Source organism: Alistipes sp. AF14-19 (assembly GCF_003461645.1).
GTDB lineage: Bacteria > Bacteroidota > Bacteroidia > Bacteroidales > Rikenellaceae > Alistipes > Alistipes shahii.
In genome coordinates, this window is the sequence record NZ_QTXM01000003.1 from 250,175 (window position 1) to 269,984 (window position 19,810).

The 19,810-nt window shown below is 61.9% G+C and carries 13 protein-coding genes and 1 other RNA gene; 2 read left to right on the forward strand and 12 right to left on the reverse strand.

All coding sequences use genetic code 11. The features are described 5' to 3' along the window. Window positions 1–1,959 carry a 4Fe-4S binding protein gene (locus DWW03_RS04715; protein ID WP_044054274.1) on the reverse strand — a complete coding sequence of 653 codons (1,959 nt, stop codon included), beginning with the start codon at window positions 1,957–1,959 and terminating at the stop codon, window positions 1–3. A gap of 142 nt (window positions 1,960–2,101) precedes the next feature. Between DWW03_RS04715 and DWW03_RS04720 the strand changes: the two genes are divergently transcribed. Beyond that, window positions 2,102–4,921 carry a M16 family metallopeptidase gene (locus tag DWW03_RS04720; protein WP_118406402.1) on the forward strand — a complete coding sequence of 940 codons (2,820 nt, stop codon included), beginning with the start codon at window positions 2,102–2,104 and terminating at the stop codon, window positions 4,919–4,921. Window positions 4,922–5,001: 80 nt separating this feature from the next. Here the strand turns inward: DWW03_RS04720 and DWW03_RS04725 are convergent, their stop codons facing one another. Next, window positions 5,002–6,999, reverse strand: coding sequence for a glycoside hydrolase family 97 protein (locus DWW03_RS04725; RefSeq protein WP_118406403.1), 1,998 nt, complete (start codon window positions 6,997–6,999; stop codon window positions 5,002–5,004). 73 nt (window positions 7,000–7,072) lie between these two features. Beyond that, complete coding sequence (locus tag DWW03_RS04730) at window positions 7,073–9,904, reverse strand: outer membrane beta-barrel protein (protein WP_118406404.1); 2,832 nt, start codon at window positions 9,902–9,904, stop codon at window positions 7,073–7,075. 202 nt (window positions 9,905–10,106) lie between these two features. Here DWW03_RS04730 and DWW03_RS04735 point away from each other — a divergent pair, with 202 nt between their 5' ends. After that, entirely contained in the window at window positions 10,107–11,369 is a 1,263-nt protein-coding gene (locus DWW03_RS04735; RefSeq protein ID WP_022061565.1) for an anaerobic sulfatase maturase, read from the forward strand. A gap of 240 nt (window positions 11,370–11,609) precedes the next feature. Here the strand turns inward: DWW03_RS04735 and rnpB are convergent. From rnpB to DWW03_RS04780, 9 genes are all read right to left on the reverse strand, one after another. Beyond that, window positions 11,610–11,986, reverse strand: an RNA gene (rnpB, locus tag DWW03_RS04740) — RNase P RNA component class A. 108 nt (window positions 11,987–12,094) lie between these two features. Continuing rightward, window positions 12,095–13,477: an aldehyde dehydrogenase family protein gene (locus tag DWW03_RS04745; protein ID WP_022061564.1), complete on the reverse strand. Its 1,383-nt coding sequence runs from the start codon at window positions 13,475–13,477 to the stop codon at window positions 12,095–12,097. A 62-nt stretch (window positions 13,478–13,539) separates the two neighbouring features. After that, window positions 13,540–14,565, reverse strand: a complete 1,026-nt coding sequence (locus DWW03_RS04750; RefSeq protein WP_118406405.1) for a VWA domain-containing protein — start codon at window positions 14,563–14,565, stop codon at window positions 13,540–13,542. Window positions 14,566–14,728: 163 nt separating this feature from the next. After that, window positions 14,729–15,715: a vWA domain-containing protein gene (locus DWW03_RS04755; protein WP_022061562.1), complete on the reverse strand. Its 987-nt coding sequence runs from the start codon at window positions 15,713–15,715 to the stop codon at window positions 14,729–14,731. Window positions 15,716–15,754: 39 nt separating this feature from the next. Continuing rightward, window positions 15,755–16,111 carry a four helix bundle protein gene (locus DWW03_RS04760; RefSeq protein WP_022061561.1) on the reverse strand — a complete coding sequence of 119 codons (357 nt, stop codon included), beginning with the start codon at window positions 16,109–16,111 and terminating at the stop codon, window positions 15,755–15,757. A 36-nt stretch (window positions 16,112–16,147) separates the two neighbouring features. Next, a complete protein-coding gene (locus DWW03_RS04765; protein WP_022061560.1) occupies window positions 16,148–16,933 on the reverse strand; it encodes a tetratricopeptide repeat protein in 786 nt (261 codons plus the stop codon). A gap of 11 nt (window positions 16,934–16,944) precedes the next feature. After that, window positions 16,945–17,913, reverse strand: coding sequence for a hypothetical protein (locus tag DWW03_RS04770; protein WP_015546959.1), 969 nt, complete (start codon window positions 17,911–17,913; stop codon window positions 16,945–16,947). Then, window positions 17,910–18,794 carry a DUF58 domain-containing protein gene (locus tag DWW03_RS04775; RefSeq protein ID WP_022061559.1) on the reverse strand — a complete coding sequence of 295 codons (885 nt, stop codon included), beginning with the start codon at window positions 18,792–18,794 and terminating at the stop codon, window positions 17,910–17,912. The genes DWW03_RS04770 and DWW03_RS04775 overlap by 4 nt, the downstream gene beginning before the upstream one ends. 2 nt (window positions 18,795–18,796) lie before the next feature. Further along, window positions 18,797–19,795: an AAA family ATPase gene (locus DWW03_RS04780; RefSeq protein ID WP_118406406.1), complete on the reverse strand. Its 999-nt coding sequence runs from the start codon at window positions 19,793–19,795 to the stop codon at window positions 18,797–18,799. Window positions 19,796–19,810: the final 15 nt, after the last annotated feature.

Sequence of the window (19,810 nt, forward strand, 5' to 3'; positions counted from 1 at the left end):
TCAGAGGGTGTGTCCCTCGGTTTTGAAGGTGAACTTCGGCTCCTCGTCCTTGAGCGTGCCGTCCTTGTATTTCACGGGCCACACCTTGGCGTTGAGCAGTTCGTTCCAGATCTTCGCGTCGTCCCACATCGACTTGACGTAGACGATCCGCAGTACGGGAACCTCCTCGTCGTTCAATGCCACGTCGAGCCGCGTGATGCCCTCCTTGAGCGAGAGGAACCCGCGGAAGTAGGGGAAGCTGCGCTTGATGAGCGGCTTCTCGATGCCGCGGCACTCGACTTCGTAGACGCCTTTGGGGTACTTCGCGTCATCGCCGTAAGTCTCGGTGTTATGCTTGAACGGCGCCGAGAGGTCGCGGGTCTGCTCGAACATCAGGTCGAGGAACTCGCGGCGGCCGATCCTGCCGGCGGCGGGGTCGTAGCTTTTGAGCTCGTAGTGGACCGGAATCGCGCGGACCTTGCCGCCGTGGGCCAGCATGTGGGCCTCCTTGACCTCGATCGAGTCGCGGAGCATCTTTTCGGGGATCGCGGCCGACGGGTCGACGTAGAGCGTAACGGCTACCGGGCAGTCGTACTGTGCGTCGAAGCCGCAGATGCCGTCGATGTTGCGCAGGATGGCCCCGAAGTAGACCATGTCCATCTTATCGTGGAGTCCCTCGACGCCGATGCGGACCACCGACAGCGAGTCGACGCCGGCTTTCGGCGTTGCGAACTTCATGGTCGTCGGCGAGAAGATCGCCTTGTCGATGCTCGTCTCGTCGATCGCCTTGGGATCGTAGCTGATCACCACGGCGTGGCGTTTCACGAACGTTTTCACGCCGTAGACGCCCGGCACTTTCTGCATCTTCGCGGAGAAGGCCTTCGAGCTGCCGAAGCACTTTACCGAGGTGAGTCCCTCGATTTCGTAGGTCTGCATGCCTTCGACCTGCTCGTATTCGCCCCACTTCTCGTCGATGGTCGGAAGTTCCCAGTGGCTGCCGAACCACAGCGCCGCGCCGAAGAGCGCGACGGCCAGGATGCCGGGCAGCCAGCGCAGCGAGCGTTTGCCGCCGACCTGCAACGAATCTTCGGGGCAGGCCGAGACGCACGTTCCGCAGAGCGTGCAGTCGATATGCTTCACCTTGTCGAGGTTCTTGATGTCGATCGAATAGGGGCATTTGCGTCGGCAGACGTCGCACTTGGTGCACGTGGCTTCGTCGCGGACGATGCGCAGCAGCGGGAAGACCTTGCTCTTGAGATAGATCATCTCCCAGAGGTAGCCGATGACGCAGGCGGCGCCCAGTGCCCATACCCAGGCCGAAGCCACGCCCAGCAGCCCGAGCGCCCACAGCAGGATGACGATGCCCGCGAAGGTGAGGGTGAATTTGAAGATGTTGCTCAGCGCACCCAGCGGGCAGATGTATTTGCACCAGAACATTTTGACGAAAAAGCTGCCGAGGAAGAGCAGCGCAACCGAAATGACGGTCATCCAGACGGTGATCTCACCCTTGAAGCCCGTGGCGACGGCGTAATAGGGGTCGAAATTCTTGCAGAAAAGTTCGCTGCTCGACGCCGACATGTAGAACACGTAGAACAGCAGCGCGTATTTGACGGCGCGGAGCAGGCGGTCGGCGATGCTTCCCGGGCGGATTTCGACGCTGACCTTCAGTTTTTTGCCGCCCCGGCCCATCCATTCGCTGACGGTTCCCAGCGGGCATAGGTAGCCGCAGAAGAGTTTGCTGAAAAGGATCACTCCCACGGCGAGCATGACGCCCACCATGATCTGCGTCATGGACATCGTGCATGCCAGCGAGTTGTTGACCAGGTAGCTTCCCAGTGCCTGCAGTCCGCCGAACGGGCAGTAGGCCTCCACGTCCGCGGGTTTCTCCCCGAGCGTAAGCCCGTAGACCACGAATCCCACGATTGCCGCAAGCGTGCCCCATTGCAGCAAATTCTTTAACCAATTGCTTTTTCTTTTCATTGTTCGGGTTGTAAATGATGTGTATAACGCAAAGATAGTTATTTTGAAGTTTGATTGATCCGCGACGTCCGTTTTTTAGCGTCTCCTGTGCGACTTTTTTGTATATTTGCGAAACTGCACTGCATAATTAAGCGAATCCACGATGAAAAAATCTGTTCTGATCCGTGCGGCCCTGCTCTGTCTGCTGGCCGTTCCGGCGGCGGGGCAAGTCCCCGCAGGCCCGCAAGAGAAGATGCCGCTCGACGGCGAGGTCCGGGTCGGCCGGCTCGACAACGGGATGACCTACTACATCCGGCATTACGACAATCCCCGGCAGCGGGCGGATTTCTTCATCGCCCACGACGTAGGCGCCCTGCAGGAGGAGGACGATCAGAACGGCCTGGCCCATTTCCTCGAACACATGGCCTTCAACGGAACGAAGCACTTTCCCGGAAAGGGCATTCTCAACTACCTTGCGGCCAATGGAGTGCGCTTCGGATACAACGTCAATGCCTACACCTCGCGCGACCGCACGGTCTACAATGTTTCCAACGTGCCGCTGGTGCGCGAGGGACTGGTGGACTCGCTGCTGCTGATCCTGCACGACTGGTCCTATTACATCGCCTGCGAACCCGGGGAGATCGAGTCGGAGCGGGGCGTGATCCGCGAGGAGTGGCGGCGCGGCAACGACGCCCGCTCGCGCATGGCCCGCAAGTCGGCCGAGGTCGAGTACGACGGGTCGAAATACGCCCGGCGCGATGTGATCGGCGACATGGAGATCGTCAACAGCTTCGGGCGGCAGACGCTCATCGACTTCTACCATAAATGGTATCGTCCCGATTTGCAGGCGGTGATCGTCGTCGGCGACGTGGATGTGGACGCGATGGAGCGGAAGATCCGCGACGTGATGTCGTCGATCCCGAAGGCCGAAAATCCCGCCCGGAAGGAGGTCTACGACATTCCGCAGCGCGACAAGCCCCGCTACGGACTGGTGACCGATCCCGAAACCAAGGCTGTGGCCGTGAAGCTGATCTTCTACCAGCCCTATCCGTCGGAGGAGGAGCGTGCGACGGTGGGCGCCGTGCGCGACGAACTGGCGCGCAAGGTCTTTCTCGAAATGGCGCGCGCCCGGCTGGCCGAGGCGGAGAAACGCCCCGACGCCCGTTACAAACGCGTGGTGGCCGTTCTCGGGAGCCTCGCCACATGCCGGAACACCTTCATGCTGACGGCCCTGCCCAAGGAGCACGATATGCGCGAGGCGTTGGCCGGGGTGCTGACCGACGTGGAGCAGATCCGACGCTACGGTTTCAGCCGCGAGGAGTTCGAGGCCGCACGTGCCAAGGTGGCGCGGAGCGAGAAAGCCGCGCTCGAAAAGTACCGGCTCGCCACGAACACCGACCTGGCCGGGCGGTATGTGGAGCATTTCACGCGCAATGTGCCCTACGTGACGCCCGACGACCGGACGCGGATCGTCGGCGAGCAGCTCGATGCCCTGACCTGCGAGGAGGTGAACGGCCTGCGTGCCGGCATGACCTCGCCGGAGGGGATGCTCGTGCTCGTGTCGTCGTCCGAGGAGCATCTGGACAAGGTCCCTTCGGAGGCGGAGGCCTTCGACCTGATCGACTCGGTGAAGCGTGCGAAGATCGCCCGTCCCGAGCGCCGCGGGAAGTCCGCCGGACCGCTCTTTACGGAGAAGGTGACGCCCGGAAAGGTCGTCAGGACCCGCAAGGCGCCTCTCGGGGCCGAGGAGTGGACGCTCTCGAACGGTGTGAAGGTCTTCTGGCGCACCGTTCCCGAGGTGATCGGCGTCCGCAAGGTCGGGGTGACGGCGGTCAGCGAGGGCGGCTTCGCCCGCGACAGCGATGTGGAGGGCATGCACCTGCTTCAGAACTACATTCGCACGATGGGCGTGAAGGACCTCGACCGCGCCGGGATGCGCGACCTGCTTTTCGCCCACGACGCCAGTCTGATGGTGACGCTGGGGCGGACTGAAAGCGTCTTCTCGGGAGCGTCCGGCGTGGCCGACTTCGAACTGCTGCTGCAACTGCTGCATCTCTATATCACCCGTCCCAACTTCTCGGAGCAGGCCTACGGCGACTATCTCGACCTGGCCCGCGCGTCGCTCGGAAAGGAGAAGTCGCCCAAGGCGCTTTTCGCCGAGCGCGCCGACAGCGTAAAATACGGCGGCCATCCGTGGCTGCGGCGGGCGACGCCCGCGACGCTCGACCGTTTCGACCGCGAGGCGGCCCGCAGGCTCTATGACAAGCTCTTCGGCAACGTCGCCGACTTTGTCTTTTTCTTTGCGGGCGAGATGCCGGCCGCCGAGGCGCGGCCGCTCGTCGAGAAATACATCGGCTCGCTGCCCGCGGCCCCGAAGCGGAAATTCGCGAAGACGGATTTCAGGATCGTTCCCGGAGCGGCGGAATACGACGCGGTCGTCCCGGGCGCCGTGACGCCCAAATCGTCGATCGAACGCATCTACCACGGCCGGTTCGACTATACTCCGGAGAACTACGCCGCGCTGCGTTACGTCACCTACATCCTTGGCGCACGCTATTTGACGACGGTGCGCGAGGAGAAGGGCGGAACCTATTATGTCGGCGTGCATGACGAGGTCAGCGCCCGTCCCCGCGGCTACTGCCAGCTGGTGGTGAGCTTCGACACCGACCCCAAACTGTGTGAAATGCTGTTGGGCGAGGTGCAGAAGGGCATCGAACGTCTGGCCGCCGAGGCTCCCTCGGAGCAGGAGGTGAACGAGGCGATGCTCTATTTCCGGAAAGTCAACGCCGAAAGCCGGTCGAAGAACCTGAAATCCACCTCCTACTGGCTCAACAAGATGCGTGCGGAGTATTTCGACGGCGTGGATCTGGACAAGGACAACGAGGCGTTGTTCACGGCCGTGACGCCCGCCGAGGTGCGCCGCCTGGCGCGTGAAATCCTCGCCCAGGGCAACCGCTATACGGCGGTCTTCACGCAGGAGTGACGCGGGGCAACCCGCTTTCCGAAACGAAACCCGGGCGGCCCATCGAGGCCGCCCGGGTTCTTCGTGTGTGTCGCCGCGCGCTATTTGCGCGTGATCTTCAGGGCGAAGCCTCCTCCGGGAGCCATCTTCACCGTCAGCTTCCGGTCGGCGGGAATTTCGACCGACTCGCGTTTGTAGTCGCGGGCCGCCTTGTCGGCGTTGACGCCGTCGCGGAACAGTTCGGCGGTGTAGGCGCCCTCGCCCAGGAAGCCGAGGTCTATGGTCAGGGTACGGGCGTTCCAGTCGGTCATGCCGCCGACGTACCAGGTGTCGCCCTTGCGGCGTGCGATGGAGACGTACTCCCCGACGCGGCCGTCGAGACCCACGGTCTCATCCCAAGTCGTCGGGACGGAGGCGATGAACTCCGTGCATTCCGGCTCGCGCATGTAGTTCGACGGCGAGTCGCACAGCATGTTGAACGGCGATTCGAAGATCACGTATTCGGCCAGCTGGCGGCAGCGCGTGCCCTGGCTCATGGCCTCGGAGCCTACGGCGCGGAAGTTCCGGCGCGTGGCGTTGCGCATGGCGCCCTGCGTGTAGTCCATCGGTCCGGCGAGCATGCGGATGAAGGGGATCGTCACGTCGTAGGTCACCATGTCGGTCTTCTCGCTGGTCCACTTCATCTGCTCCAGCCCGAAGACGCCCTCGAAGTTGAGCACGTTGGGATAGGTGCGCTGGATTCCCGCGGGCTTGTGGTAGCCGTGCATGTCGAGGAACAGGCGGTATTTGGCGGCCGTTTCCGCGAGGCGGTAGGTGAAATCGGCGATCTTTTGGTCGTCGCGGTCGAGGAAATCGACCTTGAAGCCCTTAATCCCCATCTCCGAGTAATGCTTGCAGACGCGTTCGAGGTCGCGTTCCGTGGCATAGAAACCGGCCCAGAGGACGATGCCCACGCCGCGCTCCTTGCCGTAGGCGACCAGTTCGGGCAGGTCGATTTCGGGGACGACCTGGAAAAGGTCGGCCTTTTTGTTCACGGCCCAGCCTTCGTCGAGGATGACGTATTCGATGCCGTGGTCGGCGGCGAAGTCGATGTAGTATTTATAGGTTTCGTTGTTGATTCCCGACTTGAAGTCCACGCCGTAGAGGTTCCAGGTGTTCCACCAGTCCCAGGCCACCTTGCCGGGTTTGATCCACGAGACGTCCTCCACGCGCGAGGGTGCGGCGAGACGGTAGACCATGTCGTTGTCGGCCAGCTGGATGTCGCGTCCGGCGATGGCGAAGACGCGCCACGGGAAGGTGCGGGTCCCCGAGGTGCGGGCGATGAAGTCTTCGCGCTCGGTCACCAGCAGTTGCAGTTCGTTGTGGCCTCCCTGCACCTCCTTGGCCGGATAGGGCGCGAAGTTGCCCCGGAGGGCCTTGCCGCTCGTGGGGTTGTAGAGGTACATGCCCGGATAGTCCTCCAGATCGGCCTCGGTGATGACGATTTTCGCCGTTCCGGCGTCTGCCAGGATCGGCAGGAAAGCCAGACGGTTGTCGGCGACCTTCGAGACGGGCTGGGTTGAGTAGGTGCTCTCGAAACTGTTGAAGTAGTAGCGGGCCAGCCCCGGTTCCTTCTTGCCGTCGCGGGCGTAGGGAACCAGCGTCGTGAAGTCCTCCGGGAAACGGATGTCCACCAGCTCGTCCGTAACGGTGATTTCGTCCTTCATCGAGGTGCGGAACCGGTAGGCCGCGCCGTCGTCATAGGCCCGGAAGTCGATGCCGTAATCCCCTTTGAACGTAAGCGTCAGCGAGTTGTATCGGTTCTCGACGGCGCTGCGCTTGTAAAAGGGCGCTTCGATGATTTCGTCGACGCTTTTTGCCGACGCCTTGCGCACCGAGGCTTTGCGGCCGAGCACGCGCCCGTCGGCGAGCGTGAGCGAAAGGGGCGAGGGGGCGATCAACTCTTTGCCGTCGCGCGAAATGGAGTAGGTGACGGCGTCGGCGCCGACATCCACGCGTACGGCGATTTTCCCGTCGGGGGATTTCAGATCGTAGGTCTTGGCTGCGGAAATTCCGGTCCCGGCACTGAATAGCAGAAGTGTCAGAAGTAGTTTTTTCATAATGGATTATTGGGTTTAAGCTACGAAAATAGTGAAAAAAACGCGAAAACCGGCGTTTCGGGCGGAAAATCGGTTACTTTCCCTGCAATGCGTCCATCACGGCGTTGCTCTGGCGGCGGAAAAGACGCAGGTTGTAGGTGAACTGGAACGACACGTAGCGGCCGACGGCCAAGTTCGTCACGTTGCGCAGCGTCGTTCCCGACACCGTGCGGCGGAAGGTCGTGCCGTTCTGGTCGAGAATGTCGTTCACTCCGACGCTGGCTTCGCCCAGGCAGTTGCGGAAGAGCTTGACACCGAGCATCGCGTTGCAGATCAGCCGCTCTTCGAGGAACGTGTCCGTGATCCCCCGGTAGTAGTTGTAGTCGGCGTTGGCGCGCAGGACGAGGCGTTTCCAGAGGACGAACGTCGTCTCGGCTTTCGCCGTCTGACTGAAATAGGTGTTGTCGAGCGTGCGCACCTCGGAGGAACTCCGGCTCACGTTGTAGCGGCCCGTGTAGCTCAGGCGGAAGTCCACCGCTTCCGAGATGTTGCTGCCGAGCGTCAGTCCGGCATTGTAGGCGTTGTTGTTCAGAAAGTTGCGTTCGCCGTTGATGATGCTCGGGATGCGGCCCGTCGAGATGCCCGCCCGGAAATTGAGGTTCGAGCGCAGCCACCGGACCGGCATGCCGTAGTTGACGCTGGCGCGCAGGCTCCAAAGTCCCGCGAGGTTGACCGGCTTGGTGTACTGGTTGCCTTCGCCCAGTTTGGTCCCTTCGTCGTCGATCACGAAATCCGGCGAGTCGATCACCAGCGAGTCGGTGATGGTGTTGGGGCTGGCCGTCGCTTCCGCCGAGACGGTGAAGGTGCGCCCTTTGGCGGGATTCGCCCGGATGTACTGGCCCGAAAGGCGGTGGGTGTAGACCGGGTCGAGACCGGGGTTTCCGGCGAAGACGTTTTGGCGGTTGGTGGTGTTGACGATGTCCTGCAAGTCGGTGGCGCGGGGATTCGACGTGCGTCCCGAAGCGTTGAACTTCAGGGTGTTGTTGCGGTTTACGTTGATGTTGGCCACCACGCTGTATGTCAGGTTGTCGAACGACGTCTCGGTCTTCCGCGCATAGGGAAAGGCGTAGTCGCTGCTGAAGGCGGCGTGCTGGTAGTGGAGCGTTCCGGCGATCTTCGTCTTTTTGAAATAATACTGGTACGTACTGCCGATGCGGTGGGTCAGGTAGGCGTAGTCGTATTCGGTGGACTGCCTGGGGTTGCGCTCGTCCGGAAAGACGTTCTCTTTGGTGAGCACGAACGTATTGCGTTCGACGCTGTTGTCGGTGTAGTTGATGCGGTATTCGAAGCTCAGGCGCGAGCGTTTCGAGAGCGAACGGGTGTAGCTCACGTTGCCGTTCACGTCGTAGCCCGGCTGGTCGCGGTCGGTGCGCGTGATGTTGCGCGAAGAGTAGTCCGACGTGTCGCACTCGATGTTGTCCGGGTCGCGGAAGGTGTACTGCCGCGGGCGGCTCAGCTGTTCGTAGCTGCGGTAGGTTCCCCCGGCTCCGACGGTCAGGTTGTGCGACTTGGCGCCCGGCAGGCGGTAGCGGTAGAGCAGGTAGTTCGAGACGTTGTAACCGTCGCTGTTGTTGTGGCCGAAGTTGCGGCGGCGGTAGACGAAGCGGATGTCGTCGTCGGAGAACTTGTTGTCGGTGCGGCTCCGAAGTTCGTTGCGGGAGTTGTTGTCCTGCAGGCTGAACGAGGTGCGCATCATCACCGAATGGCGGTCCGAGAACTTGTAGTCGATGCGCGAGTTGAAGCGGTGGTTGAGGTTGAGCGTCTTCGAGCGGTTCTCGTCGTTGTAGAGCACCAGTTTGTCCGTCGAAGTGAAGGTCTGTCGGTCGCTTTGGCTGGTGTTGCGGTTGTCGGTGCGGTTGAAGAAGTAGCTGGCCGTGACCTTTCCCTTCGCGCCCCAGTCGTCGCTGTAATTGACGCCGATGGCCTGCACCGTCGAGATGCCGTCCAGCGGGCGGACCATGAAGCTGTTGTTCGGGCTTTTCCGGCCCGACCGGTCCGTCGTGCCGAGAATGTCCTCGAACGAGAAGTTCTGGCGGCTGATGTTGTTCGCCAGGCCGACCACCGAGATGCGGCGGTCGTTGTCGAAAATGTTGACATTGCCGCCCCCGATGTACTTGTCCGCAATGCCGTAGGCGCCGTAGAGGCGGCCGAAGGCGCCCCGCCGCTTGTCGGGAAGCGTCACGATGTTGAGCGACGTGTGCCCTTCGCCGGTGTCGACGCCCGTGAACTCCGACTGGTCGCTCTGCGAGTTGTAGATGTCGATGCTCTCGATCATGTCGGCCGGAATGTTGCGGATGGCCGACATCACGTCGTTGCCGAAGAACTCGCGTCCGTCGACGTAGACCCGCTGCACGGTGCGCCCCTGGGCTTCGATGCCGCCGTCGGCGACCTCCAGTCCGGGCATCTTCGAGATCAGCGATTCGGCGTCGGCGCCGAACGAGACCTTGTAGGCCGAGGCGCGGTAGGAGAGCGTGTCGCCGCGCACCGACGAACGGAGCGCCGGGGCTTCGACGGTCACCTGGTCGATGGCTTCGGCGCGGGGCGCGAGCCACAGCGAATCGAGCCGGACGGTTGCCGCGCCGACCCGCAGGTCGCGGCGCAGCGAGTCGTAACCGAGCGAGGTGACGGTGAGGCGGTAGTCCCCGTGCGGCACGCGGGGGAACGTTCCGCGTCCGTCGATGTCCGAAGTGGTATAGAGTGGCGCCGCCGCGGTGTCGGTGCGGCTGCGCAGCTCGGCCACGGCGCCCACGACGGCCTCGCGCGTCGCCCGGTCGGCGACGCGGAAACGCACCTCTGCGGACTGTGCCGCGGCGGTCGCGGCGCAGAGCAGAAATTGCAGGAGCAGCAGTGTTTTTCCCGGGTTCATCGGATTAGGGAAGGATTCAGTTGCTAAAGATAGCAATTTTGATCTTTCGGTCCCTCTTTTTTGGGGATGTTTGTGACATATTGGGACGCCGTTCGACAAGTTTTGACCATAAAATGGTCCCGATTGCCTTGCCGTTTGCGTATTTTTGTCAAAATAATTGCGGAGCCCGATCCGTTTCACTCGTAAATCTGGGAACCTTAACATGAAGAACAAGGATATTTTCACCTTCCGCGACGCGGAGAAACAGGCGGGTCCGGTCGCCTTTTCGACGATGCTCAAGCCGGCCGGTTCGGCGTGTAACCTCGACTGCCACTATTGCTACTACCTGGACAAGGCCGTGCAGTACGGCGGCCGGCAGGCCGTGATGAGCGACGAGCTGCTGGAACTTTACGTGAAACAATATATCGAGGCCAACGAGGTTCCGACGGTGCAGTTCTGCTGGCACGGCGGCGAACCGCTGCTGCTGGGGGTGGATTTCTACCGGAAGGCGATGGACTTCCAGCAAAAATACGCCGATGGCAAGAAGATCGAGAACATCCTCCAGACCAACGGCACGCTGGTTGACGAGGCGTGGTGCGACCTCTTTGCCGGGAACAATTTTCTGGTGGGGATTTCGCTCGACGGGCCGCAGGACATTCACGACGCGTTCCGCCTGACGAAGGGCGGCCGGCCCACTTTCGAGCGGGTGATGCGGACGATCGAAATGTTCCAGCGCAGCGGCGTGGAGTACAATACGTTGAGCGTGGTGAACCGTCTGTGCGAGGGGCGCGGCGGGGAGATCTACCGCTTCTTCCGCGACACGGTGCACAGTCGGTACATGCAGTTCCTGCCTGCCGTGGAGCATGTCGTCGACAAGCCCGGGTTCCACCGCCCGCTGATCGTCTCGCCCGACCGCGAGGGGGCGCGGCTGGCCGAATGGTCGGTGACGGCCAAGGGTTACGGGGGGTTCCTGTGCGACGTGTTCGACGTGTGGGTGGTGAGCGACGTGGGGCGTACGTTCGTGCAGATGTTCGACGCGACGCTGGCCCAGTGGTGCGGCGTGCCCCCGGGCGTCTGCTCGATGGGCGAGACGTGCGGCGACGCGCTGGTCGTCGAGCACAACGGCGACGTCTATTCGTGCGACCACTTCGTCTATCCCGAATACAAGTTGGGCAACATCCGCGAAACGCCGTTGTCGGAGATCTACCGTTCGCGCAAACGGGTGGATTTCGGCCTTGCCAAGCGCAATGCGCTGCCCGCCGAATGCCTGCGGTGCAAATACTATTTCGCCTGCCGGGGCGAATGTCCGAAACACCGCTTCGAGACCGGTTCCGACGGCTGCCGCAAGAACTCGCTCTGCGAGGGATTGCAGCATTGGTTCCGCCATTCGGAACCCTACATGGAGTACATGCGCGACATGCTGGCGCGCGAGCAGTCCCCGGCGTGGGTCATGCCCTTCGCCCGCAAGCGCATGGGGCTGATGTAGCGCCTTACCCGGTTTTTTCCGTTTTTTCCGTTTTTTGCGTTTCAGGAGCGCCCGCACGAGCGGCACGGCCGATGCGGGGGTGAGCCATCCCGCGACCGAACGCGCGTCGGCGATCCTTTCGGCGTAGGTTTGGGCCGCCGGGAGCGTTTCGTGCGCCGTGCGGGCCGCGGGGCCGGCCGGGACTTCTGCGGCGGAATGGGCCTGAAAACAGAGGAGGCGCCGCATTGCTGCGACACCTCCGTACGTGCAGGTCCTGTAAGCCGGGTTCTGTTCCCGGGGCGAACCCCGGGCCCCTGTCATTTATCTAGGACGGCAGTCTCCTGCCGCCTCAAGCAACCTACCCCCCGGCATCGGGCGAGCAACCCTTGATTGCCGGTATACACGGTCTTGCAACCCACGGGACGTACTGCCGGGCGACATTGCTGCCCCCGCGGTGGGCTCTTACCCCGCCTTTTCACCCTTACCCGCCGGAATTCCGAAAATCCCCTGCGGGCGGTCGTTTTCTGTTACGCTGCCACAACCTCACGGCTGTCAGGTCATTAGCCTGCGTGGCGCTCTGCGTTGCCCGGACTTTCCTCTCCCGGCCTGCGGCCGGCAGCGACAGAGCGGACCTGCGGGACAAAGGTAGGGAATTAAAAATTAAGAATTAAAAATTAAGAATTAAAAATGCAGTAACCGCTGATCTTTCTCTAATTTTTAATTCTTAATTCTTCATTTTTAATTCCTTATAGTATCTTCTTCACCCACCGGAACCCCTTGTAGGGCGGGTAGCGCAGCGGCAGGTCGGGCCGCGCCGGAGACTCGACCACGCCGCGGCGGAGGGAGAAGGCGTCGAAGCTGTCGTGGCCGTGGTAGCGGCCCATGCCCGAGTTGCCCACGCCGCCGAACGGCAGGCGGTCGTTGGCGATCTGCATGATCGTGTCGTTGATGCACGCGCCGCCCGAGGAGGTATGCAGCAGGACTTCGCGGCCCGTCTTTTCGGGTCCGAAGTAGTAAAGCGCCAGCGGTTTTTCGCGGTCGTTGATCAGCGCCACGGCTTCGCCGATGTCGTCGAAGGGGAGCATCGGCAGGACCGGACCGAAGATCTCCTCCTGCATCACGGGCGCGCCGGGGTCGACCTCCGCGAGCAGCGTCGGCTCGATATAGCGGTCGGAGGGGTCGGTGCGGCCCCCGACAAGGATTTTCCCCTGCGCGAGATAACTCGTTACGCGCTCGAAAGCCCGGTCGTTGACCAGCCGACCGTAGTGGAGGCTTTGCTGCGCGTCGTCGCCGTGAAGCCGATGCAGGGCGCGGGCGAAGGCTCGGGAGAACTCGTCTTGCAGCGATCGGTGGATCAGCAGGTAGTCGGGCGCGATGCAGGTCTGCCCGGCGTTGAGGGTCTTGCCCCAGGCGATGCGGCGCGCCGCGACCTCGATGTCGGCGCCTCGGTCCACGATCGAGGGGCTTTTGCCGCCCAGTTCCAGCACGACGGGCGTGAGGTTGCGGGCCGCGGCGGTCATCACGATCCGTCCCAGCGCGGGGCTTCCCGTGAAGAAGATCACGTCCCAGCGCATGCCGAACAGCAGGGTGTTGACCTCGCGGCCGCCCTGCGCGACGGCGACGTACTCCTCGTCGAAGATCTCGGCGATCATCCCCTCGAGCGCCTCGGCGACGTTCGGGGTATAGGGAGAGGGTTTCAGCAGGGCGGTGCAGCCCGCCGAGATGGCTCCGACCAGCGGGTTGAGCAGCAGCTGCACGGGATAGTTCCACGGTGCGACGATAAGCGCCTGCCCGAGCGGCTGGGAGACGATCCGGCTTTTCGCGGGCAGGAGTTTGAGCGGCGTGGGGCGCGGCGCGGGGCGCATCCATCTGCCGAGGTGGCGCAGGTGGCTGCGGATTTCGCCCCGGACGATGCTGATTTCGGTGAGGTAAGCCTCCTCGGGGGATTTGTGCAGGTCCGTCCACAGGGCGTCGCAGAGGCGTTTCTCCCAGTTCGCGAGCGCCGCGTCCAGACGCCGGAGCATCGTGCGGCGGAACGCCTCGGAGAGCGTCGCTCCCGAGCGGAAGTAGGTTTTCTGGGCCGCCGCGAGGGCCGAAATGCGTGCGGCAGGGGTGTTTTCGAGGGACATGGGCCGTTATTCTGGGGTTGTGACGGAACCTTGCAAAGCCGCTGCCACACTCCGCGGCGCGGCTATTTCTCGCGGAAGATGTTCAGGTGCGCCAGCAGCGGGTTGCGGCGGTCGAGTACGACGAATTCCAACAGCAGCAGGACCAGCGCCGCGATGAGCAGGTATTGGTACTGCTCGTTGAACTCCTCGAAGCGGACCGTCGAAAGTTCGGTCTGCTCCATCTCGTTGATCGCCTTGACGATCTCGTCGAGACCGATCGACTGCTTCGACGAGCGGACGTAGGCGCCGCCCGTGATGTCGGCGATTCGGGCCAGCATCTCCTCGTTGAGCTTTGAGACGACCATTTCGCCCGCCTCGTCCTTGATGAATTCGCCGCCGATCTGAATCGGGGCGCCTTCGGGCGTGCCGATGCCGATGGTGAAGATCTTCACGCCCATCTGTGCGGCGCGCTCGGCGACGGCGATGGCGTCGTCGTCGTGGTTCTCGCCGTCGGTGATGAGGATGATGACGCGGCCGTGGCTCTGCTCCGTGTCGCCCGAGAAGGCCAGCAGGGCCTGTTCCAGCGCCTTGCCGATGGCCGTGCCCTGCACCGATACCAGCGACGGATCGATCCGCCGTGCGAAGGCCCGGGCCATGCGGTAGTCCGAGGTGATCGGCAGCTGGACCTTGGGTTCGCCCGCGAAGACGACCAGTCCCACGCGGTCCTGCTGCAACCCCTCGAAGAGTTTGCCGATGGCGTATTTGGTCCGTTCGAGACGGTTGGGTTCGAAATCTTCGGCCAGCATCGAGTTCGAAACGTCGACCGTGAGCATCATTTCGATGCCCTGGGCTTTCTCCTCGCGGAGCTTCGAACCGAACTGCGGGCGTGCCGCAGCCAGTATGACCAGCGCGACGGCGGCGCAGAAAAGGATGAACCGGAAAGCCGTGCGCCCGGTCGATACTTCGGGCATCAGCTCCTCCAGAATGCCGGGGCGGCCGAAGCGTGCGAGCCGTCTGCGGCGGTTGCGGGCCGCCAGCCAGTAGAGCGCGACGAGCGCCGGGACGGCCAGCAGCAGCCAGAGATATTGCGGATTTGCGAAACGGAACATAATTAATGCGGACCCTGCGGATTGTATCCTGTTTTTTGCCCATATTCAACCCGCCGGGTCTGCATTAGGGCACTTGCAGTGCCCGTTGAATATCGACATTTCCTCCTGAATCCTCCCCTTGGCAAAGGGAGGACTTTGCCCGGGGACCGGAATCGCCGTTCCGTCAGGGTATTCGCTTCAGTACGAGGTTCGAAAGCAGGAACTCGGCGAACAGCAGTCCCAGCGCGGCCAGCGCCCATGTGAGGAACAGTTCGTGGTAGGAGATGTGCTCCATCACCTCGATCTTGCTCTTTTCGAGCTGGTTGATCTCGTCGTAGACGGCCTTCAGCTTCTCCTTGTCCGTGGCCCGGAAGTAGCGGCCGCCGGTCATGTCGGAGATTGCCTTCAGTACCTTTTCGTCGATCTCGACCTTCTGGTTGACGAACGTCAGGTTGCCGAACATGTCGATGGCCGGATAGGGGGCCATGCCCTCCGTGCCCACGCCGATCGTGTAGACGCGGATGCCCTGCGCCTTGGCGATCTCGGCGGCGGTCATCGGCGCGATCTGGCCCTGGTTGTTCACGCCGTCGGTCAGCAGGATGATGACTTTCGACTTGGCATCGCTCTCGCGCAGGCGGTTGATCGCCGTGGCCAATCCGTTGCCGATGGCCGTGCCGTCCTCGATCAGTCCGCTGCGGATGCGGGCCAGAAGGGTTTGCAGCGTGCTCTGGTCGGTGGTCAGCGGGCTTTGCGTGAAGGCTTCGCCGGCGAAGGCCACCAGTCCGATGCGGTCGCCGTAGCGGTCGGCGATGAACGATCCGGCCACCTCCTTGGCGGCCGTGATGCGGTCGGGCTTGAAGTCGCGTGCCAGCATCGAACCGGAGACGTCGATGGCCAGCATGATGTCGATGCCCTCGGTGTTGGTGCGGACGTTCTGTTCGACGTCCTGCGGGCGCGCCAGCGCCACGACGAGCAGCGCGAAGGCCGCCGCACGCAGCGCGAAAGGCAGGTGGCGCAGGTAGTAGCGCACGGTCCGGGGTGCGCGCACGACGCCGGCGACGCTCGAAATCTGGATCGAGGCTCCGCCCTGCAACGTCCGCCAGACGTAATAGCCGATCATCGGCACGAGCAGCGTCAGCAGCCAGAGATAATATGGTGAAGCAAAATGCATAGCTTACACAATTAAAAATTAAGAATGAAAAATTAAAAATTATTTTGTCTCTTTCATTGTTTTCAGGATACTTGCAAGAATATTCGTCAATTCCCGGCAATCGGTAAAAATACTTTTAAATTCGTTCTCCGCCAGGTAGTCCGTGCTGTGTAACAATTCCAACCAATATTCGGTTTCATACGCTTCCTTTAATGCAATGTGCATTTTTGCGATGAAATCCTCTTTCGATTGTCCTCCGATTGCTTCCCGGACGTTTGCTCCGATACTCGTTCCGCTTTTAAGCAGCTGTTTCGAAAGTATGTACTCGTTATTCGTTTCGGAAATATGCTTATACAGCCGGACAATCCGGATTGCAAAATCGAGGCTTTTGTCCTTTATGGTGTTATCGGCCTTCAATTTTTAATTCTTAATTTTTCATTTTTAATTAAAAAACTACCAGTTTTTCTTTCCGCGGACGACCACGCCCTGTTTCTCCTTGAGTTTCTCCTGGGTCTTGTCCTCCTGGGCCTGGATGGCGTCGAGCATCTGCTGCTGTTCCTGCGGCGAGATGCCCGAAGGCGTCGGCTGCCCCTGCTGGTCGCCCTGGTCCTCCTTGTCGCCCTTGCCCTCCTGCGGGTTCTGTTTCTGATCGCCCTGCTGGTCCTTGGGGTCGCCCTTTTGGTCCTTCTGATCGCCTTTCTGATCGGGGTTCTGCTGACTCTGATCGTTCTGGTTCTGATCCTTGTTCTGGTCTTGGTTCTGGTCCTTGTTCTGATCTCCGCCGCCACCGCCGCCGTCCTTGTTCTCGTCGAGCAGCCGCTTGGTGTAGGCGTAGTTGTACTTGGCCTCCATGTCCGAGGGGTTCAGGCGCAGCGACTGCTTGTAGCTTTCGAGCGCCTCCTGATACTTCTGTTGCTTGAACTGCGCGTTGCCGAGGTTGTAGAACGCTTCGGCGCGCTCCGTGTCCGCGCGTAGCGAGTCCGCCGCGGCTTGCTGCATGGTCTGCTCGGCACGGTCGAACCGTTCGGCCTTGTAGAGGGCGTTTCCGAGGTTGTAGATCGCTTCGAACTGTCCCGGAGCCGCTTGCAGGGCCTGCTCGTAACGGCCGGCCGACTGCTCGTAGTTGCCCTTGTTGTACTGCCGGTTGCCTTTGCGCACCAGCGAGCGTTCGGGCAGCTGTTGGGCCTGCGCCCCGGAGGCGGTAAAGAGAAACAGAATGATATAGAGTGACTTGTACATCGTTGTCGCGTTTAGTTTTGCTTCGGGGACTCTTCCTCGGCGGGAGCCTCCTCCTCGACGGGTTTCGTCTCCTCGACGAAGTAGTACGCCTTGAGGTAGTCGGCCTCGTTCTGCTCGGCCTCGGGCGTCGCCTTGGCGAACTTCACCAGGTCGGCGTCGCGCAGGATCGCCGTCAGGTCCATCCGCGCCTTGTCGGGCAGCTCCTCCGGGCGCATCGTCTCGATGATCTCGTCGGAGGTCATCTCCATGGCGCCGAAGCCCCAGCGGGCGGCGATATAGGTGCGCAGGATGTCCGTAAGGCCCGAATAGTACTGCTTATGCCTGTTGTTCTGCCACAGTTTCTGGTTGTGGAGCGCTTCGAGGGCCTGGATGGCCGCCACGTGCGGCGGGAGCGGCGGAGCGGGTTTGAACAGGTCGCCGAAACCCTTGCCGCGGCTGGCGAGGTAACGCTTGAGCGCATAGCCCGCCGCGAGCAGCATCAGGAGGAAGAAAACGCCCCACTTGACGTAGCCGCTCACCTCGCGGAAGCGGAACGGCAGGTTTTTCTGGGCTTTCAGGTCGTAGATCGACTGCGACGTGGAGTCGATCTGGAACGTCGCAACCTCCAGATAGACCGAATCGGTGCTCCGGAGCGTGTCGAGGATGTTCTTGTCGGCGTAGAGCACCTGCGCCGCGCCGAGGTTGTATTTGCCCTCGTCGAATGCGGCCAGCCGGTAGCGCTTGCGCAGTTTGAGCCGCCGGCCGTCGCGTTCGAGCGTGTCGACCGGGCAGTTCTCGACCAGCTCGATCTTGCCGTCGCGGGGGTCGAATACGGGGAATTCCACGACCTGCACCAGATCCTTCTCCACGTCGATGACGTAATCGAAGCGGTCGCCGATCATAATGCTGTCGGGTTCTACGCGTGCCGTGACCGTGGGCGTCTCCTGCGCCCGGGCCGCGAGTCCCGCGAAAAGAAGCGCTATTGCAAAGAGTCGTTTCATCGCTGTTTGAACAGTTTTATCAATTCGGCCACATAGTCGCCGTCGGTCGAGATCATCGCCGTGTCGATGCGGTTGTGCTTGAGCGTCGCCTCTATTTCGCCGCTGCGCCGCTGCCACGAGGCGGCATAGTGGTCGCGCACGGCCCGCGACGAGGTGTCGACCCAGACCTTGCGGCCGCTCTCGGCGTCCTTCAGCTCGACGATGCCCACGTCGGGAAGCTCCGTCTCGCGGGGATCGTAGACGCGGATGCCCACCAGGTCGTGCTTGCTCCCGGCGATCTTCAGCGCGTCGTCCAGCGCCGACTTGTCGCCGGTCGAGTCCATGAAGTCCGAGAGGATGAAGGTCGTGCAGCGCTTCTTGTTGACATTCGTCAGGAAACGCACCGGCTCCGAGAGTTTCGTGCCCGCGGATTCGGGGCGGAAGCCGATCAGTTCGCGGATGATCATCAGAATATGGCTGCGGCCCTTCTTCGGGGGGATGAACTTTTCGACCCGGTCCGAAAAGAAGATGCAGCCCACCTTGTCGTTGTTCTGCGCGGCGGAGAAGGCCAGCACGGCGGCGATTTCGGTGATGATGTTCTTTTTCAGCCGGTCGGTCGAACCGAACATGCGCGAGGCCGACACGTCGACCAGCAGCATCATCGTCAGTTCGCGTTCCTCCTCGTAGACCTTGATGTGGGGTTTGCGCGAGCGGGCCGTGACGTTCCAGTCGATGTCCCGCACGTCGTCGCCCGCACGGTACTCCCGCACTTCGGAAAACGACATGCCCCGCCCGCGGAAAGCCGTATGGTACTTTCCGGCGAAGATCTCGTTGGAAAGACCGCGGGTCTTGATCTCGATCTTGCGGACGCGTTTGAGAATATCGTTCTCGGTTTCCTGCATCGTTAGGGTACGATTACGTTGTTGAGAATGTCGGTGATGATCTCCTCGGTGGTGATGTTCTCGGCCTCGGCCTCGTAGGTCAGGCCGATGCGGTGGCGCAGCACGTCGTGGCAGACGGCGCGCACGTCCTCGGGGATGACATAGCCGCGGCGGCGGATGAAGGCGTAAGCCCGGGCGGCCTTGGCCAGCGAGATCGACGCACGGGGCGAACCGCCGTAGGCGATCAGGTTCTGCAACTTCTGGAGGTTGTACTCCGCCGGCTCGCGCGTGGCGAAAATGATGTCGATGATGTATTTCTCGATCTTTTCGTCCATGTAGACGTCCTCGACCACCTTGCGGGCCTTGACGATGTCCTCGGGGGTGATGACCTTGCCCACCTCGGGCATGCCGGCGCCCGAGAGGTTCATGCGCACGATGTCGCGCTCCTCCTGCTTCTTGGGGTAGGAGATCTTGGCCTTGAGCATGAAACGGTCGACCTGCGCCTCGGGCAGCGGGTAGGTTCCCTCCTGCTCCAGGGGGTTCTGCGTGGCCAGCACGAGGAACGGCTGCGGCAGGGGATAGGTGTTGTCGCCGATGGTCACCTGACGCTCCTGCATGGCTTCCAGCAGCGCCGACTGCACTTTGGCCGGGGAGCGGTTGATCTCGTCCGCCAGTACGAAGTTGGCGAAGATCGGACCCCTGCGTACGACGAAATCCTCGTTCTTCTGCGAGTAGATCAGCGTGCCGATCAGGTCGGCGGGCAGCAGGTCGGGGGTGAACTGTATGCGCGAGAAACAGGCGTCGACAGCCTTGGCGAGCGTGGTGATGGCCAGCGTCTTGGCCAGTCCCGGGACGCCTTCCAGAAGGATGTGTCCGTTGGACAGCAGGCCGATCAGCAGGGTGTCCACCAGGTGGCTCTGGCCCACGATGACCTTTCCCATTTCGTTGCGGAGCGTATCGACGAAAACGGATTCGCGTTCGATGCGCTCGTTGAGTTCTTTGATGTTGATGACTTCGCTCATTGTATTTGTCGTGTT

Coding starts and splice junctions, on each gene's coding strand:
- DWW03_RS04725 (WP_118406403.1), bottom strand. CDS start 6,999: ATGAAAAAACTACTTCTGACACTTCTGCTATTCAGTGCCGGGACCGGA.
- DWW03_RS04750 (WP_118406405.1), bottom strand. CDS start 14,565: ATGTTCCGTTTCGCAAATCCGCAATATCTCTGGCTGCTGCTGGCCGTC.
- DWW03_RS04775 (WP_022061559.1), bottom strand. CDS start 18,794: ATGCAGGAAACCGAGAACGATATTCTCAAACGCGTCCGCAAGATCGAG.
- DWW03_RS04720 (WP_118406402.1), top strand. CDS start 2,102: ATGAAAAAATCTGTTCTGATCCGTGCGGCCCTGCTCTGTCTGCTGGCC.
- DWW03_RS04780 (WP_118406406.1), bottom strand. CDS start 19,795: ATGAGCGAAGTCATCAACATCAAAGAACTCAACGAGCGCATCGAACGC.
- DWW03_RS04765 (WP_022061560.1), bottom strand. CDS start 16,933: ATGTACAAGTCACTCTATATCATTCTGTTTCTCTTTACCGCCTCCGGG.
- DWW03_RS04770 (WP_015546959.1), bottom strand. CDS start 17,913: ATGAAACGACTCTTTGCAATAGCGCTTCTTTTCGCGGGACTCGCGGCC.
- DWW03_RS04735 (WP_022061565.1), top strand. CDS start 10,107: ATGAAGAACAAGGATATTTTCACCTTCCGCGACGCGGAGAAACAGGCG.
- DWW03_RS04745 (WP_022061564.1), bottom strand. CDS start 13,477: ATGTCCCTCGAAAACACCCCTGCCGCACGCATTTCGGCCCTCGCGGCG.
- DWW03_RS04715 (WP_044054274.1), bottom strand. CDS start 1,959: ATGAAAAGAAAAAGCAATTGGTTAAAGAATTTGCTGCAATGGGGCACG.
- DWW03_RS04755 (WP_022061562.1), bottom strand. CDS start 15,715: ATGCATTTTGCTTCACCATATTATCTCTGGCTGCTGACGCTGCTCGTG.
- DWW03_RS04730 (WP_118406404.1), bottom strand. CDS start 9,904: ATGAACCCGGGAAAAACACTGCTGCTCCTGCAATTTCTGCTCTGCGCC.